Consider the following 15,453-nt stretch of genomic DNA (forward strand, 5'->3'; position numbering starts at 1 on the left):
ATTTTTTAATCTATATGAAAGCAATAGTCCTCAACCAGCAAACCAACCGTCTGGAATATCAGAAGGTGCCAAACCCTGTAGTCTCCGAGTCAGATGTACTCATCCGGCTAAAGGCCGCCTCCCTCAATCATCACGAACTTTGGTCTCTGAAAGAAAAGAACTTACAAAAGGACGCTCCCATCATCATGGGATCAGATGGAGCCGGAGTAGTAGAAAGTGTTGGCTCAGGAGTTACCCGTTTTTCAAAAGGTGATGAAGTGATCATTAATTCCTCAATGGATTGGGGACTGAACCCAAGGGTTCAGGGTGCCGACTATCAGATCCTCGGATTTCCCACGGATGGCACTTTTGCAGAATACATCAGTATCCCGGAAGCGTATGTCTTTACCAAACCTCCCCATTTATCGTTTGAAGAAGCCGCTGCCATACCCCTGGCAGGACTCACCGCCTATAGAGCACTCTTCTCCCGGGGCGAATTTGAGCCTGGACAGTCCGTGCTCATAACCGGTGTTGGTGGGGGTGCCGCGCTTATGGCGCTCAGTTTCGCCGTGGCGGCCGAAGCCAGTGTTTATGTGACTTCAGGTGATCCGTCCAAAATCCAGAAAGCCGTAAAACTGGGAGCGAAAGGTGGAGCCAACTATAAAGAAACCCACTGGCCGGCCCAATTGCAGGACTTGTCGGGTGGCTTTGATGTGATCATAGACAGTGCCGGTGGGCCGGGCTTCAAATACCTGACAGAGCTGGCCAACCCTGGTGCCCGAATTGTGCTGTTTGGAAGAACTGCCGGAAACATTGAACACCTCAGCCCGCGGGTAATCTTCTGGAAACAACTATCCATCCATGGTACCTCCATGGGTACCAGTCAGGAATTTGAACAAATGCTGAAGCTGTTTTCCGATCGAAAGATTCACCCCGTGATAGATGCCGTTTATCCATTAAAACAAATCAATGAAGCATTCAACAGGATGGACGCCAGCGATCAGTTTGGTAAAATAGTGATTCAAATCTGGGCGTAAAACCGCAAAAAGGGTGGACTATCCACCCTTTTTCACCTAATCATCCATTCAAACCCAAACCCTCACACAAGCTCATACAAGTAGAGCTATCACTGCAAGAACCTACGGCTCAGCCTTAAGTGAGTCCTTCGTATTTCCTTTTACCAGATTTTTTTACCATTTTGGTTATCAATACAGTATGAGCAATACCTATGTAAACAACCAAAATGTTAGAAAAATGAAGAAGTATACTATGATTTTTTCACTCCTGTTTTATACCCTCTCGGGGTATTCTCAGAGTTGTACCAACCCGACAGGTTCGGTGATTAGTGGTACTAATACCAATTACAATTGTCATCAATACGTAAAAGCAGCCCTGGTCAAAGGCTGGGTGAACATGAGCAATGGTTATCCAAGTAACCAAAGCAGCATTCCAAACCTTAGCTCGGCCACAATAGAGACCGACAATGATTTCATTCGGGTATGCAACAACTATGAGGCGAAAGCCATTTCCATGAATCACGCTCAAAACAATGCGGATCACTCGGCGGTGGTACTCAATGGTGGGATGTACTCATATGATTATGGCAATTTGGCCAGCACACCGGGGTTCGGATCACAAGTTTACACCCATGGTCATGCCCGGTCATTTACCAATGCCTGTAGTCACAAGTTTTACTCTACCACCTCGGATGTGAGCATATCCGGACCATCTTCTGTACCCACAGGAGCTACTGCCACCTACACACTCTCTGCTCCTTCCAATATATCTGCAGATCATTGGGGGGTGAACACTACCTATTTTGACATCCTTTCGTCCAATAGCTCTTCGGTCACGGTAAAGGCTAAGTCCTCTGCCGGGTCAGGGTATGTGAAAGTGTATTTACGAACGTCTTGTATGAGTTCGGGTGAATTTAAGCCCAGCAAACAAAAGACCGTTAGTGTGGTGGCGGACTGTACAGGCACACTCAACGGAGGTGCACTCTATACCTTCAACAATGTGAGCAGTGGAGCCTCCAATACAGTAGCGATGAATTTGTCCAGCTGGACCTGGGTAAAAACCTCCGGAAGTCCCAGCTACTGGTACACCGGATCGGGTGGAAAATACATGTATTTCTCGCTCTCCAGTGGATGCGCCACCTTCAATGCATACAACTCATCTTGTAACCTCACCTTGACTTTCTGTGCTTATGGTGGGTATACCATGCAATATGATGACAATGAACCAATGGAATATCAGGTGCATAATCTGCTAACCAATAAACTGGAACGAAAAGGCACTGCCGCTCCGGCTGATGAGCCAGAGATGCTCAGAGACCTGCCGGCAGGATTGTATGTACTCTCCATTGGGAATACCAAAAAGAAGGTCTTAATTAAATAAATCAGTTTCACCTCATACTGTACCTCAAAACAAAAAAACGCGGGCATGGCCCGCGTTTTTCATATACGTTTTAAGAAATGAGGTTATCAGTCCACGAAAAGCGAAGCAGGTGACTCTATGGTGACCTTCTTCACATTCATAGGGTAGGCTTCCACCTTTTTATCAGCTTCAAACACACGCTCAGGCAAACTCTCTCTGATAATGTTTGAATAAGACATAGGAGAGGGAGCGTTGGTCATCAGGCTCTTTTTGAGTGGCTCAGCTTCATTGCTATCGGTGATCATGGTGATGTACATATTTTCGGTCTGCAGGTACTTGGCAGCCGCGGCATTCACTTCCTCCAGCGTCAGTTTAGCCAGTTTGGCATCCATCTCTGCTATGTAGTTTTCCATACCGTAAAACTGTGAATCCATCAGGAAACCCAGCTGCCGCTCAGGTGACTGAATGTATAGCTTCATGTAGCTTCTGAGAAACTGTCTGGTCAATTCAAACTCATCGGCTGTCAGCCCTTCATTTTTCACCCGGTCTATTTCGTTCAGTGCCATGCGCATGGCAAAGTGTGCATGACCGATTTTGATATCGCCGAGCTCAGGATACTGGCTTTTCAGGCTATAGGCTGTTTGTACAGGTCGGATCCAGATGGCCAGGTAATTCTGACTTCTGGGAAAGCCCGTAAGCGGAAGCTGATTGCTCCCCCCGGCCTCATACCACTCTATGTAGGTATAGTCACCATAGTTCATAGATCTGGTTTCCCTGATCAGCTGATACAGTTTGGAATAAGACTTGCGATGCTCGCCGAGATAAGAGTTCACCACCAACATGGCTGGCCAGTCAGCGGAAGCTCTGTTGATACTGATGGGATAGCCCGTGAAAATAGCCGTACCCAGATTGTCTGGTTTGGTCACCAACTGCACCTGAATGCCATCAGGCATGGCTACTTCTCCCAACTCGGGAACCGTAGGCTGAGTATCTGGCAGGCTGTTGATGTCCGCTTTGAGGGTTTCCAAAAAAGAAGCTGGATAGTCCCCGGCAATCCCGATGGTCACGTTATTTCTGGTAAAGAAAGCCTTGTAGTGATTCACCACATCTTCTCGAGTGATGTTGGCAAGCCCGTTGATGGAGCCCCGCTTCATATGTGCGTATCGTGTACCGGCAAAAAGTCTCGCTTCCAGGGCCATTTTACTAAAGTCCTCATCAGAGCTGGCTTTGATCACTTCCTTCACGTACACCTCCGTATTGGACTTTACACGACTAAAATCACGCTCGGCAAAACTGGGGTTCAGGAGCAGGCTCCTGAAAATGGTGTAAAACTCATTCAGAAAGTCTTTATGTACTTCGAAGGTAAATGTGGTCATCTCCTTGTCAGTGAAGGCCCTGTATTGAGCGGCCATAGGATACAGCAGGTCATCAATTTCTGATTTGGTATACTGATCACTCCCTGTCTCAGTGAGGACAGTAGCTGTCAGGTTGGTGAGTCCTTCTTTACCCACCGGGTCACTCATCGACCCATTCTCAAAGGCAATTTTCACAACAATCTTGGTAGAAGCCATAGGCAACTCCACCACCTTCTGAGCTGTAGCAGTCAAACTCAACAGGCTCAAAAACATATATACTAGATTCTTCATTTTGATCGGGTTAAAGTTTGATGTTCAATTCTTCTGACACCTGCAATTCCTCATCCGGAGAAATGGTAGCCACAGTAAGGTGCTCATCCACAAAGTACTTGTTGGCTACTCGCATGATATCCTCTGCGGTCACTGCATCGTAGTTGGCAAATGCCTTATTTACATCTGCAGGATTACCGGTAAGCCATATATACCATGATAGCGAATTGGCGATATCGCTGGGGTTGTCTATACCCATGGCATAGCTGTACTTAATGAAACTCTTGGTTTGGGTGAGCGCTATGGAATCAACCGGATTGGTCTTCAGGTCTGTCAGCACTTTATCAATTTCTGCTTTTACATAAGCCATATCCGATTTGTCCACGAGCATGGCATCTACTGACCACAAGCCTGGATCCACGGTGTTCAACCCTCCGGCAGAAAGCTCCCGAACCTTTTGCTCTTCTACTACCAGCTTCTTGTAGATGTCAGACTTTTGTGAAAAGGCCAGGCTGCTGATGACGTCCAGAATGGCCATGTCTTTATTCTCAACAGAAAATCCGGGGCCTTTGTAATTCAGATTAAGAATCGGAGGAAAATTGGCTTCCTGTACGTGTGCAAATCTGGTTTCGGTCTGTTCGGGTTCCTGAGTGATCTCCTGAGTAAAGGTGCCTCGCTCCCACTCACCGAAGTACTTACGCGCCAGGTCATTCACCTTGTCGCTGGTGACATCTCCCACTACCAGCACCGTGCAATATTCGGGTCGGTAGTAGCGATCAAAAAACTCCAGCGAGTAGTCATACTGATTGGGCATGTCCACTACATCCTCCCAGTACCCAATGGTGGTGTGAGAATAGGTGTGGGTAGTAAAGGCCGTATTATACGTCTTTTCGTACAACTTCATGTACGGGCTGGTATAGCTCTTGGTATACTCTCCCTTCACAGCACCCGCTTCTACTTTGAAATCTTCCTCGGAATATTTGAGGTTCATAAATCGATCCGATTCCAATTCAAACATCTTGTCAAGCATCTCCGCATTTCCTGTCATGTGATAGACCGTGCGATCCCACCAGGTGTTGGCGTTGGCTGCTGCACCTATGGCTTTCAGCGCTTCGCTGTACTCTGCTTTCGAGTACTTATCGGTGCCACGAAACATCATGTGCTCGAAGAAATGGGCAAAACCTGTTTTTCCTTCTTCTACTTCATCACGGCTACCCACTCTCACTACAATAAAAAATGAAGCAAGTCCGGGGCTATTGTAGGGTACTGTGACCACATTCAAGCCGTTGTCCAGTTTGGTTTGCTGGATGGGATAAGGGAATATACCCTCCTCCTTTGGGGTGTCTGGCTGAGGTGTACACCCCATAGCCAGCAGTAATACAGCCATAGAGGCTACTAGATAATTTCTCATGGTTAATGGTTTTTTTTCTAAAATTAACAGAAATAATTGGAGGTAGCCTAAGGTCTGTTTTGAATGGGCAATAAGTCTTCTGAACGGGTAGAACCGCATGGAGACTATAATTTCATTTCAATCAGGAGAGGGTACCTCTTTTAATCCAACGGTAAATTATAAACCAGCCGGATATCTAAGATAGGTCCGGCAGAAAAATCCACATTTTGCTGAGTCCGATCATCACCAAAGGTCGCAATAGTGATGCGAAAGTCAACCTCATCGCCCTCATTAAACTGTCTGTAGCTCCTGCCCAGTGCATAGCCGAAGCGCGCCTCAAAGTGCAGGTTTCCAGCTAGTCGATAGCGACCATACAGGCTCAAATCCACACTCTTTCGCTCAATATAATCCCCATTATATACCGGATCTCCCAGCTGAAAAGAGGTGATCAGACCAAACAAGCTCAGCCCCATACCCAACCGGGGATGAGCCTGATAATTGAGTTTACCGAAAACAGGGAGTAGACCGTTGATTGACCACCGCTCCGAAATCTTCCAATCCACAAAAACCAGCGGCACGAACATGTGACCAAAGAGCTCCCGATTATACATGAGCCCATAGCGCATGAGCAACCGATCGCTGTATTTTTTCTCAAACAAGCCAATTCCGCCCAGCTGACCATGCTGCCAATCCAGCTGCTGGAAATCGGACATTAACCGTGGTGCCAGCAGCAACTGAAACCCTGTAGTTTCGCTGAGCTTTCGCACCAGACCTGCTTGTAAAATCAAACCATGAAGGCGGGTAGGGTCAATGACACTGGAGGCTCCGTCATAGTCCACGACAAACCCCTGATAGGTGAGGTCGTTATACCAAATAGTGGATTCAGAAAAGACAATGGGTATTTTGAGATTGAGGAGCGCCACATTTTCTGCAGCATTCGCCTGCTGCCCTGAGACGGGTTGGCTAAAGCCATGTTTGTAGGAAAGGGTGAATAGATCAATGCTACTCTGCCCATACGCAAAGCAGGAGATCATCCATAGTGCAAAATAGAACTGTCTTTTCACCCGATGAAATTAGTGAAAAGGAAGTACTTAAGAAATTGGAATCTTACTTAACTTCTTAATAGGAACCCAACTACTTAGACTTTCTGGAAAGCCATATTCGAATTGAGTATAAAATTTTCACAACTGGACTTACTTCCCACAAAGATCAAATCAGCATGTGAATAAACCTGCCACTGTCTTTCCGAACTGCTATATCTCATTTTGAAACCGTTGTTACTTCTTCTTCCGAATAATTTACCGATCATGCGCTTAGTGTTTAGACCTCTAAATTAGTGGCAATAACAGGCCTGTTTGAGAATACTCGGTGAACAATGCCCTTTTCTCGTTGGGCCAAAAGCACAACCAAAACACCTGAAATTTCGAATAATGGAAAGTCTATTTTTTTAGAACAAATGACTCTTCATCTTTCAGCCTATTCAGAAGCCTGGCCGGCCCATTTCGAAACCATGAAGGAAGCGCTCTTGCAGCTTTTCCCTGAAGATGTACGGGCGATTGAGCACGTTGGGAGCACCGCTGTACCGGGACTTATTGCCAAACCGGTCATTGATATTTTCATGGCGGTATCCCCCTTCAGAAAGGTAGAATTTTACGAAGAATTGCTTCAATCTGAGGGTTATCACTATGTGCCTACCGGAATGACCGAACGGTATCTGCTGGCGAGGCATACTCCCGAAGGAGTGTGGACACATAATTTGCATATTCTCCCATACAGTCCGGATTTTCTACTTCGTAATGAAATTCTTTTTCGGAATTACCTCAGAAAGAGCCCTGATCTGATACAGGAATACAACCGCCTCAAAAAGCACCTGTCTTCCATGCCGCTGGCTAGTCTGGAAGATTACACCCGCGCCAAGACAGGCTTCATTCAGCAGGTGGTAGACAAGGCCCGTAAGGCGTGTGGACTACCCCGACAAAACGTTTGGACTATGGAGATCGAAGAAGCATAAACGGGGCCAGTTTAACTCCTGGTTCGTCTCCTGAGTTTGGCTATTCGATCGTCATAATAGGCTTTCAACTCCTCCAGAAAAGTCATTGGGTCATCATATGTGGTGAGCACCCGATAGGTCTGTCTGTTTTTGGCTCGAGCCAGCTCTTGTTCCACATTCAACTTTTCCTGCTCCAGGTAATCATATGCCGGGGCGGTGGGCTGCACCGATGCAGCTGCTGGCGCCATCATAGACACCAACTCCTGATCACTGAAGATATGCGCATGATACGCCCGAAGTGCTGCCAGGTCTCCTGATTGGTAAATGCTGATCAAACGTGCGGTCACGTCGGTAGCCACCTCCATTTTCTGATCATCCATAGAAAACTTATCCGGGTGTACATGCATCATCGCTTCCCGGTAGATCCGCTTCATCTCCTTTTGATCAGATTCATTATGGACACGCTTGTTGTTCCTGACCACAGGTTTCAGCCCTTCAGGAGCCACGTAGTTTTTGCCCCTCCTCTTTTGCGCTAGACGCTGCTCCTTTTTGGCCAGTTTTTGCTGCTTGTAAAGCACGGCGAGCTCCTGCTCTTCTATGAGCTCGTTGATCAGGTGAGCCCGCAGCTGGGCCTCAAAAGCGTGAGTGCTTTGCCGGATCTGCTCCAGTTCTGCCCGGAGGGCATCAATCTGAGCTTTCAACTCAGACAGTCGCTCGTTGGAAACATGATTGGAGACAAACAGCTCAGACTTCTTCGTCATTGGTCAGGGTATGTTCAGATTTAGAAGCAAATTTAATGGTTTTGAAATGCCTTGCTGATGTCTTCCACGCTCTTAAAATAGCGGCAGAAATTGCTTCCCCATCTATCATGGTAAGCCGGTCGAACCATTGACAGGTGGGCAAATTGGCATTGAAAATGTCATGCTGAGCTTGTCGAAGCACAGACATTTTCATCAATCTCAACAATCAAAATTTGAAACCAATGACAAAAAAAGCATTAAGGTTCCGCTTCATTTTGTCCTTTTATGGCATGTCTTATCCTTCGATGAACTCAGGATGACAATGCCAGGATCAGCGTGACAATGCCAGGATCAGCAGACAATGCCGGGATCAACTCCGCAATTTTCGGGTGGTACTGCCCACTACACTCTCCTACTTTTACCTCATATTTACTCAACCAAAGAAAGATGAACACTCAGGATCACATCAACTTTCAGCGCATCGCCGAGGCGATCGATTACATACAGGCCAACTTCCGCGACCAACCCAACCTGGATGCGGTAGCGGAGCAAGTACACCTCAGTCCTTTTCATTTTCAGCGTCTCTTTACCGAATGGGCCGGCGTAAGCCCCAAGAAATTTCTGCAATACATCAGCATTGCGCATGCTCGATCGCTTCTCAAAGATGGTCAGGCCACCCTCTCGGAAGCTACCCACCAAACGGGGCTATCTGGCACCGGCAGACTGCACGACCTCTTCATTAACATCGAAGGCATGACCCCCGCTGAATACAAAAACGGCGGCAAAAACCTGAAGATCAATTACAGCTATGCACACAGCCTGTTTGGAAATATCCTGGTGGCCAGTACCGCCAAAGGCATTTGTTACCTGGCCTTTGCCGATGATCCCAGCCTGGCCTTCTCTGAGCTAAAAAGCAAATTTCCCAATGCTTCCTATGAGCAACGTCTGGATTTGATTCAGCAAAATGCCCTCTTCATCTTCACGCACGACTGGACCCAACTGGATGAAATCAAGCTCCACCTCAAGGGCACGGATTTTCAGCTGAAGGTTTGGGAGTCCCTGATCAGGATCCCCTCCGGAAGATTATCCACATACGGACAGATAGCCAGTGCAATCGACAAGCCCACGGCTTCACGAGCGGTAGGCACAGCCATTGGTGACAACCCCGTGGCCTACCTGATTCCCTGCCATCGTGTGATCCAGTCTACTGGCAGATTTGGGCAATATCACTGGGGTAGCAGTCGAAAAATGGCCATGATCGGCTGGGAGGCAGCACAAATGACGGAAAGATGACACCAGAATTGCATACCAGCATTACAGACAGGCAGCTGAAACTGATGATCAGAAACGGGAAGATTGGACTCGCAGGCAATCGTAAATTGAAGATCTACGGGAAGCTGCGCTGTGCCTCTGGCAAGCGAATGAAACGTGAAACCCGGATCTTTTTTGAACATGAACCCGAAGCTTTGACCCTCGGCTATCGCCCATGCGGTCACTGTATGCCTGCTGCCTTCAAAAAATGGAAACATGGAGCTATTTAAAGATTTGATTGATCCCAAACGCAACCTGCTGCCCCACGACGGCACGGTGAACTACTACGGAAAGGTGATCCCGGAACCCGATCATTACCTGCATCAGCTCCTGCACCACATCGAGTGGCGACCCGATGAGGCCGTCATTTTTGGCAAGCACATCACCACCAAAAGAAAGGTGGCCTGGTACGGAGACCGCCCATTTGATTACACCTACTCCAATACCACCAAACAGGCCCTGCCATGGACAGAAGAGCTGCTGGCGCTGAAGCAAATCATCGAAAACGCTACGCACGAGACCTTCAACTCCTGCCTGCTCAACCTCTACCACAGTGGTGAGGAAGGCATGGCCTGGCACAGTGACGGAGAAAAAGACCTGAAAAGAAACGGGGCCATCGGTTCCATAAGTCTTGGCGCTGAGCGCAAATTCTCCTTCAAACATAAAGTGACCAAACAGCGGGTGGACGTGTACCTGGAGCATGGCAGCCTGCTGGTGATGACCGGCACCACACAAACACACTGGCTGCACCGACTGCCACCCACCAAAAAAGTAAGCACCCCCAGGGTGAATCTCACCTTCCGAACGATTGTGAATCAACTCACCTAAAAAAGTTCCGCAGTGGTGAACAGATTTTCAGCGGATTTTGTTTTGGTCAAACACTCCTAAAACCGCTATGAATGTTTATACCTTCATCACCCCTATTGTGCTGGTATTGCTCCTGGCCGAAATCATCTACAGCGTAAGGACTAAAAAGCCCTATTACAACTTTCAGGATACCATCACCAATCTGGCCACCGGCATAGGCAACCAATGTGTCAACCTGGCCGTGGCCTTTTTTGTCTTCAAATGGTACGGCTGGCTCTATCAGTTTGCACCATGGCAGATCCCCAACACCTGGTACTTCCTGCTGCTCCTGCTTTTGCTACAGGATTTTATCTTCTACTGGTTTCACCGCACCGGGCATACCATCAACGTCTTCTGGGCTGCCCATATGCCACACCACTCCTCTGAGGAGCTCAACCTTTCGGTGGGCATTCGTGCCAGCTTTACCCAGCGCCTCTTCCAGTTTGTCTTTTTCGACTGGATACTGGTACTCATTGGGTTTTCTCCTGAAGCCGTCTACGCGATGGCAGCCGTGCACCTGCTGCTGGCCTACTGGCACCATACCCAGGTCATCAAGCGGCTGGGTTGGTTCGAAAAGTACTTTGTAACCCCCTCACACCACAGGGTACACCATGGGGTGAACCCGCAGTACATCGATAAGAACTACTCCGAATTCCTCATCATCTGGGACAAACTCTTTGGCACCTTTGAGGAAGAGGATGAAGAGATTTGCTATGGGGTGACCCACCCACCACGCACCTGGGATCCTATTTTCGTCAACTTTCAGTATTGGAAACAGCTCTGGGACGATGCAGTAGCGGCCCCCTACTGGTGGGACAAGATCAGGCTGTGGTTTATGCCGCTGGGCTGGCGGCCCCGGGGACTGGAAACAGAGAAAAAGGACCGCATAGGCTACACCAAAGCCGAACAGGTAAAATACCGCAGCGCCCAATATAAAAACCTCAAACCGTACCTGATGGCGCATGTAGCCATCACACTGGCTTATCTGATGGTGGTCATCAATTTGTCTTCACCCCTTTCTGCCCTGGACCGGCTCATTTTATCCAGCGGAGTATTTATGGCCATCATTAGCTGGGGCGGACTCCTGCAGGCACGAACATGGTCCATTCCTTTGGAAGTGTTCAGAAGTGCCTTTATGGCCATAGCCCTCATACTGGTGCTCAATCAGAACGAAATGGCCAACTGGACCAGCTGGACCACCATTGTCATCCTGGGTATCACAGGGGTGAGCATCCTTTACTTTTCTTTTAAAATCAAAAAAGGGCAACTGGAACCCGTACCAGCTGAGTAAGCGCCCTTCATGTATTTGTTTCTATCACTCAGAAAAGTGGATCAAAAAGCTTAAATTCATTAGAGACTTTTTAATCACTAAACCTATTGACCCCATGAAAACCCTACTCCTATTGTCCGCTATGGTGGCCTGCCTATCCTTACAGGCTCAGAACCAATTCCAAAATGAAGCTTCGGGTACGCTGGCCTTTTACTCTGACCGGATCATGCAGCTGGCAGACGCAGTGCCTGCCGACAAATACAGCTGGTCACCAGAAGAAGGCGTTCGCACGTTTGGCGAAGTGCTGGCGCATGTTGTTTCTGCCAATTATTTCTTTGCCATGAAAATGGGTGCCGTGATACCGGAGACAGTGGATATGATGGGTATCGAAAAAAACCTCAAAACCAAAGAGCAACTAAAAACCGCCCTGCAGGATTCCTACAAAGTGGTGATCGACGTGGTGAAAAACAGCTCCAAGGCTGATCTGGAGGAGAAGGTAGAGTTCCCCTTTCCGGGAGAGTTTACCTCTATGTCAGCGGCGCTGATCGCTGTCTCGCATTCCAGTGAGCACATGGGCCAGTTGATCGCCTACTGCCGCACCAATGGCATCACCCCGCCGTGGAGTGTGACCGACGAAGGTGGTCAGGACTGATATTCTCAAAGGGGGCTCTGCCCCCTTTCCTTTGCTTTATTCTCAGTTTTAGAAATACCTGTGTGAGGGCGGTTGCTTACATCTTTTGCAGAGCATATCATGATAAAGGAGAGTAGATGTGGGTAGAAACGCTCTTCCGACCGGCTCCAAAGCATTTGAGAGTTTCGAATGATGAAGCCTAATCCGCTCTTGTACCATGTTTCGCACCTTATTTACCCTTCTTACCTATTCGTTCAATTGTACAAGAGGTTTGAATCCTCCATAGACCATTCTACTGGCGTCAAAAATCAATTTTTCAGGGTTGGTCAATGGCCCGACTAGCTCGGTCATTCTTGGGTCTGTGGGCACTTTTTTGTTAGCTAAGTCACGTACCTCTTTTGAAGGAAAAACAACCCACCCAAATATAATCTCCTCATCCTCCCTGGCAACTACGGCTTCTATAAAAGATCTTGTGCCTTCTAGAGTCATATCATCACCAATGAATTCGAAGTAAGCAAGTGCCCCATACTCTTTCCAAATTTCGGCCACTTTTTTAGCCACCTCTTTATATTCGTCCAAATAAATTCGGGGAATTGGAAGAACAAAGCCATCAATGTAGTGCTTCATAATAATTCACTTTAGGGTTCTGCCACGCTCCAGTTGGTCACGTCTTAGAATTCCTTTCTTTCCGTAGACGTTATCCTTAATGGTTTTCCAGGATTTAGTTTCCATGTTCGTTCTTTTTGTCGTGATAATATTCAGCCGAATTTGAAATCCATTTCAATGGGCCGGTTTAAATGAGTTCATTGATATCGTCAATGTAAAAACACTGTTCCCACTGTTTCATTCCAATCTTTGGGTAGTATGCCACAGCTTTGGGGGCCGCTAATAATATCAATTTTGCTTTGGGCGTTTGCAATTTTGTTTGCCTGATTAATTCCTTCCCAATTCCTTGTTTTTGGTAGGCCTGGTCCACGGCTAAATCCGACAAGTACGTACAATACAAAAAGTCTGTCAAAGACCTTGCAACACCAATGAGGACATTGTTTTCACGTGCTGTGACAATCAAATTACCGTGATCCAACATTTTCTGAATTCTATCAGGTTCATTCACTGGTCTCCGTTCTGCTAAAGTGGATTGATTCAGTACGGAAATAAACTCTTCTTGTGACAGGTCCTTTTCAATTTGATATGTTATCATGGCTCAGCTTCTTAAAGAAGGTATGATCAATTGGATTTTAACAAAACCTAACGGTAAATTATTGGTACGGGTTATATAGTAGGCTGGCCAAAAGAGTTAAGATATTATTCATGGTCATATCGCCTAAAATCGCATAGGTTTTCCTGCCTGTCTCCACCATTATCGCCGTTTGGTTCGAGTAGACCATTCACACGTCGCGGGTTACCAGCTTCTTAAATGTAGCCTTTGCTGAATTTTCCTTTCAGGGAGTTCTCGCAAACTGCAATCAAGTTTTGGTTGGCAACAGGTTTCCCAAATCTGCTGATATCAAACGCTGTTTCAATACAGTGATTGAGAAAATCCGAAGTGAATTCAATGTCCCAATCAGCACATTGCAGAGCCAAATAGATTCGGGAGTCGATGAGACCAAATTCATGTCCTATTCTATCAGGATGTTTGTTAATATCCCAACTTCTTTCAATGACTTCTTTTATTTCTTCCCTTGGCGGAATCATCCTGTCTGTTGGCAGACTTAGCAAAGAACCTGAAATGACGGAAACACTGCCAAACTTTAGCAGTTCTATCACCTTACGGGCATCATTTACTGATTCTCTGGCAAGTTGTATGAAAGTCGTTGATGCCACAGAAGTAACCATATCATGCGGTTTATTCTTCATTACGATTTCTTCCATTTCAGATATGGCTTCCTTGTGTTGGATAATCCCCAGAGATCTGATCATCTCCACCTGGGTTTCCCAGGTTCGTTTATCCCACTTCTCTTTGAGGTAAGCCTCATACAGGTCTGAACCTAGTGCAGTACTTTTCAACTTGCCTATTTCCCTGGCACCTCTTTTTCTATCTGCTGATTTAGTGGAGTTGAGTTTTGCTAAGATATCTTCGTGAGTCATGGGAGAATATTGCTAATAACCATAAGCTTCCCTTCATATGATATTCCAGTAAACTTATGGATACACTTAAAGATAGGAAATGTGGGTAAAGAACCCAGCGACTGGTTCATGATGATGTTCTCACAAAAATCTGTAAAGTGGCTCCCGATAGCCATCAGGAGACACATGACGGAATGAGCCACTGTTAGATGCTTTTTAGCTTTATTTTTCTACATTTATCTATGGCAAGTTCAGAGGAAAATAACACATGCAAAGTTTGCAAAGAGTCAATACCACTAACTGCACGAAAGTGTTCAAAATGTGGCTCATGGCAACACCCTTTATTGAGAATAATAAACTTAAGTTCTACCGTTATGGCCTTGTTTGTGGCTTTAATATCGGTTATGTCGATTTTTTATACATTCTACAGGGATTCAAACCACAATTCAGATTTATCGGCGCTAATTAACAAAATTCAGGATGAGGAACTTTACTCGAGATTTCCACCGCCGAATTTGGATCAAAACTATAATCCAGAAGGTAAACCATATTTTTCTCTGTTTGTTTCTAATTATGGCGACAGGCCTGGACTCATCAATTCTGTTAGAGTTGATATAAAAGGGACAAAGAAGATTGTTCTATTGTACAGCTTTATTCAAAACGATGGACGTGTTTGGTATGAGAATTATCCAATCACAGTAAACCCAAGCACTTCTCAGCAAATTGAATTCTATTATGGTGAGGTATATTTTTTTGGTAACATAGAAGAGTATTACTCTAGATTAGACTTTGTTGAACAAAATGAGTTTGTAGAACCTTTTTTTGATTATCAAGAATTTCTTAAATCAGATTGTAAAATTGTTCTGGAGGTTTTAGATTATTACGGCAACTTAAGATATCTCAACCTTCCTTGTGAAGCTTCTCAATTCTATAAGCAAATAGAATCAACCGCATCAAAAGATTTGAGGAAAAACTTGATTCCAGAAGATTAATAATCTGGGCTACAAATATTGCATCAAACATCCGCCCAACAACCACCAATGGTTGTTAGCGGCCTAGTAAACCAACCAAATGTAACAGATTTTAACCCAACTATCATCCGTAAGCTGGACTGTTCACCTGAGAGCTATCGGGACTATAAAAGTACCTTATGGCACAGGCCTTTGCAAATAGCTCAGTTAGTGCGGCCGGCCAGGCTTACGGATGATAGTGCTTGTTCGCGGTTTGT

General features: G+C 46.3%; 18 protein-coding genes. 9 read left to right on the top strand and 9 right to left on the bottom strand.

Annotated features, from left to right (window positions below; translation table 11 throughout):
* The first annotated feature begins 14 nt into the window (after positions 1 to 14).
* The gene (locus ACHKAR_RS19350; protein WP_395419033.1) at positions 15 to 1,016 is read left to right on the top strand and encodes a zinc-binding dehydrogenase; all 1,002 of its coding nucleotides are present in this window, start codon (positions 15 to 17) and stop codon (positions 1,014 to 1,016) included.
* A 217-nt stretch (positions 1,017 to 1,233) separates the two neighbouring features.
* Positions 1,234 to 2,376 (top strand): hypothetical protein, encoded by a 1,143-nt coding sequence (locus ACHKAR_RS19355; RefSeq protein WP_159581471.1) that lies wholly within the window; start codon positions 1,234 to 1,236, stop codon positions 2,374 to 2,376.
* 86 nt (positions 2,377 to 2,462) lie between these two features.
* Here ACHKAR_RS19355 and ACHKAR_RS19360 read toward each other — a convergent pair whose 3' ends face one another.
* The 3 genes from ACHKAR_RS19360 to ACHKAR_RS19370 form a co-directional block, all read right to left on the bottom strand.
* The gene (locus tag ACHKAR_RS19360; protein WP_395419034.1) at positions 2,463 to 4,001 is read right to left on the bottom strand and encodes a M16 family metallopeptidase; all 1,539 of its coding nucleotides are present in this window, start codon (positions 3,999 to 4,001) and stop codon (positions 2,463 to 2,465) included.
* Between the two features lie 10 nt (positions 4,002 to 4,011).
* Positions 4,012 to 5,391, bottom strand: coding sequence for a M16 family metallopeptidase (locus ACHKAR_RS19365; protein WP_395419035.1), 1,380 nt, complete (start codon positions 5,389 to 5,391; stop codon positions 4,012 to 4,014).
* Positions 5,392 to 5,531: 140 nt separating this feature from the next.
* Positions 5,532 to 6,434 carry a DUF6268 family outer membrane beta-barrel protein gene (locus ACHKAR_RS19370; protein ID WP_395419036.1) on the bottom strand — a complete coding sequence of 301 codons (903 nt, stop codon included), beginning with the start codon at positions 6,432 to 6,434 and terminating at the stop codon, positions 5,532 to 5,534.
* A 392-nt stretch (positions 6,435 to 6,826) separates the two neighbouring features.
* Between ACHKAR_RS19370 and ACHKAR_RS19375 the strand changes: the two genes are divergently transcribed.
* Positions 6,827 to 7,381: a GrpB family protein gene (locus ACHKAR_RS19375; RefSeq protein WP_395419037.1), complete on the top strand. Its 555-nt coding sequence runs from the start codon at positions 6,827 to 6,829 to the stop codon at positions 7,379 to 7,381.
* Positions 7,382 to 7,392: 11 nt separating this feature from the next.
* Here ACHKAR_RS19375 and ACHKAR_RS19380 read toward each other — a convergent pair whose 3' ends face one another.
* The 3 genes from ACHKAR_RS19380 to ACHKAR_RS19390 form a co-directional block, all read right to left on the bottom strand.
* Positions 7,393 to 8,121: a J domain-containing protein gene (locus tag ACHKAR_RS19380; protein ID WP_395419038.1), complete on the bottom strand. Its 729-nt coding sequence runs from the start codon at positions 8,119 to 8,121 to the stop codon at positions 7,393 to 7,395.
* Complete coding sequence (locus ACHKAR_RS19385) at positions 8,105 to 8,323, bottom strand: hypothetical protein (protein ID WP_395419039.1); 219 nt, start codon at positions 8,321 to 8,323, stop codon at positions 8,105 to 8,107. The genes ACHKAR_RS19380 and ACHKAR_RS19385 overlap by 17 nt, the downstream gene beginning before the upstream one ends.
* An 88-nt stretch (positions 8,324 to 8,411) precedes the next feature.
* On the bottom strand, positions 8,412 to 8,537 hold the full coding sequence (locus ACHKAR_RS19390) for a hypothetical protein (protein WP_395419040.1): 126 nt from the start codon (positions 8,535 to 8,537) through the stop codon (positions 8,412 to 8,414).
* A gap of 10 nt (positions 8,538 to 8,547) precedes the next feature.
* On the opposite strand from ACHKAR_RS19390, the gene ACHKAR_RS19395 reads away from it, so the two are divergent.
* The 5 genes from ACHKAR_RS19395 to ACHKAR_RS19415 all read left to right on the top strand — a co-directional run bounded on the left by ACHKAR_RS19395 (position 8,548) and on the right by ACHKAR_RS19415 (position 12,179).
* A complete protein-coding gene (locus ACHKAR_RS19395; RefSeq protein WP_395419041.1) occupies positions 8,548 to 9,393 on the top strand; it encodes a methylated-DNA--[protein]-cysteine S-methyltransferase in 846 nt (281 codons plus the stop codon).
* Positions 9,390 to 9,641, top strand: a complete 252-nt coding sequence (locus tag ACHKAR_RS19400; protein WP_395419042.1) for an Ada metal-binding domain-containing protein — start codon at positions 9,390 to 9,392, stop codon at positions 9,639 to 9,641. Before ACHKAR_RS19395 ends, ACHKAR_RS19400 begins: the two co-directional genes overlap by 4 nt.
* The gene (locus tag ACHKAR_RS19405; protein WP_395419043.1) at positions 9,628 to 10,239 is read left to right on the top strand and encodes an alpha-ketoglutarate-dependent dioxygenase AlkB family protein; all 612 of its coding nucleotides are present in this window, start codon (positions 9,628 to 9,630) and stop codon (positions 10,237 to 10,239) included. The genes ACHKAR_RS19400 and ACHKAR_RS19405 overlap by 14 nt, the downstream gene beginning before the upstream one ends.
* Before the next feature lie 67 nt (positions 10,240 to 10,306).
* Positions 10,307 to 11,548: a sterol desaturase family protein gene (locus tag ACHKAR_RS19410; protein ID WP_395419044.1), complete on the top strand. Its 1,242-nt coding sequence runs from the start codon at positions 10,307 to 10,309 to the stop codon at positions 11,546 to 11,548.
* A gap of 94 nt (positions 11,549 to 11,642) precedes the next feature.
* Positions 11,643 to 12,179, top strand: a complete 537-nt coding sequence (locus ACHKAR_RS19415) for a DinB family protein (RefSeq protein WP_395419045.1) — start codon at positions 11,643 to 11,645, stop codon at positions 12,177 to 12,179.
* A gap of 225 nt (positions 12,180 to 12,404) precedes the next feature.
* On the opposite strand, the gene ACHKAR_RS19420 is transcribed toward ACHKAR_RS19415, so the two are convergent.
* The 3 genes from ACHKAR_RS19420 to ACHKAR_RS19430 all read right to left on the bottom strand — a co-directional run bounded on the left by ACHKAR_RS19420 (position 12,405) and on the right by ACHKAR_RS19430 (position 14,246).
* A complete protein-coding gene (locus ACHKAR_RS19420; protein ID WP_395419046.1) occupies positions 12,405 to 12,785 on the bottom strand; it encodes a DUF1428 domain-containing protein in 381 nt (126 codons plus the stop codon).
* A gap of 166 nt (positions 12,786 to 12,951) precedes the next feature.
* Entirely contained in the window at positions 12,952 to 13,359 is a 408-nt protein-coding gene (locus tag ACHKAR_RS19425; protein WP_395419048.1) for a GNAT family N-acetyltransferase, read from the bottom strand.
* Positions 13,360 to 13,571: 212 nt separating this feature from the next.
* Complete coding sequence (locus tag ACHKAR_RS19430; protein ID WP_395419049.1) at positions 13,572 to 14,246, bottom strand: hypothetical protein; 675 nt, start codon at positions 14,244 to 14,246, stop codon at positions 13,572 to 13,574.
* A gap of 221 nt (positions 14,247 to 14,467) precedes the next feature.
* Here ACHKAR_RS19430 and ACHKAR_RS19435 point away from each other — a divergent pair, with 221 nt between their 5' ends.
* Positions 14,468 to 15,217 carry a hypothetical protein gene (locus ACHKAR_RS19435; protein ID WP_395419050.1) on the top strand — a complete coding sequence of 250 codons (750 nt, stop codon included), beginning with the start codon at positions 14,468 to 14,470 and terminating at the stop codon, positions 15,215 to 15,217.
* The last annotated feature ends 236 nt before the right edge of the window (positions 15,218 to 15,453 follow it).

This window comes from Marinoscillum luteum, from assembly GCF_044005705.1.
In the GTDB taxonomy this organism is placed as follows: Bacteria; Bacteroidota; Bacteroidia; order Cytophagales; family Cyclobacteriaceae; genus Marinoscillum; species Marinoscillum luteum.

Coding starts and splice junctions, on each gene's coding strand:
- ACHKAR_RS19430 (WP_395419049.1), bottom strand. CDS start 14,246: ATGACTCACGAAGATATCTTAGCAAAACTCAACTCCACTAAATCAGCA.
- ACHKAR_RS19405 (WP_395419043.1), top strand. CDS start 9,628: ATGGAGCTATTTAAAGATTTGATTGATCCCAAACGCAACCTGCTGCCC.
- ACHKAR_RS19425 (WP_395419048.1), bottom strand. CDS start 13,359: ATGATAACATATCAAATTGAAAAGGACCTGTCACAAGAAGAGTTTATT.
- ACHKAR_RS19400 (WP_395419042.1), top strand. CDS start 9,390: ATGACACCAGAATTGCATACCAGCATTACAGACAGGCAGCTGAAACTG.
- ACHKAR_RS19350 (WP_395419033.1), top strand. CDS start 15: ATGAAAGCAATAGTCCTCAACCAGCAAACCAACCGTCTGGAATATCAG.
- ACHKAR_RS19410 (WP_395419044.1), top strand. CDS start 10,307: ATGAATGTTTATACCTTCATCACCCCTATTGTGCTGGTATTGCTCCTG.
- ACHKAR_RS19365 (WP_395419035.1), bottom strand. CDS start 5,391: ATGAGAAATTATCTAGTAGCCTCTATGGCTGTATTACTGCTGGCTATG.
- ACHKAR_RS19375 (WP_395419037.1), top strand. CDS start 6,827: ATGACTCTTCATCTTTCAGCCTATTCAGAAGCCTGGCCGGCCCATTTC.
- ACHKAR_RS19395 (WP_395419041.1), top strand. CDS start 8,548: ATGAACACTCAGGATCACATCAACTTTCAGCGCATCGCCGAGGCGATC.
- ACHKAR_RS19380 (WP_395419038.1), bottom strand. CDS start 8,121: ATGACGAAGAAGTCTGAGCTGTTTGTCTCCAATCATGTTTCCAACGAG.
- ACHKAR_RS19360 (WP_395419034.1), bottom strand. CDS start 4,001: ATGAAGAATCTAGTATATATGTTTTTGAGCCTGTTGAGTTTGACTGCT.
- ACHKAR_RS19435 (WP_395419050.1), top strand. CDS start 14,468: ATGGCAAGTTCAGAGGAAAATAACACATGCAAAGTTTGCAAAGAGTCA.
- ACHKAR_RS19355 (WP_159581471.1), top strand. CDS start 1,234: ATGAAGAAGTATACTATGATTTTTTCACTCCTGTTTTATACCCTCTCG.
- ACHKAR_RS19420 (WP_395419046.1), bottom strand. CDS start 12,785: ATGAAGCACTACATTGATGGCTTTGTTCTTCCAATTCCCCGAATTTAT.
- ACHKAR_RS19415 (WP_395419045.1), top strand. CDS start 11,643: ATGAAAACCCTACTCCTATTGTCCGCTATGGTGGCCTGCCTATCCTTA.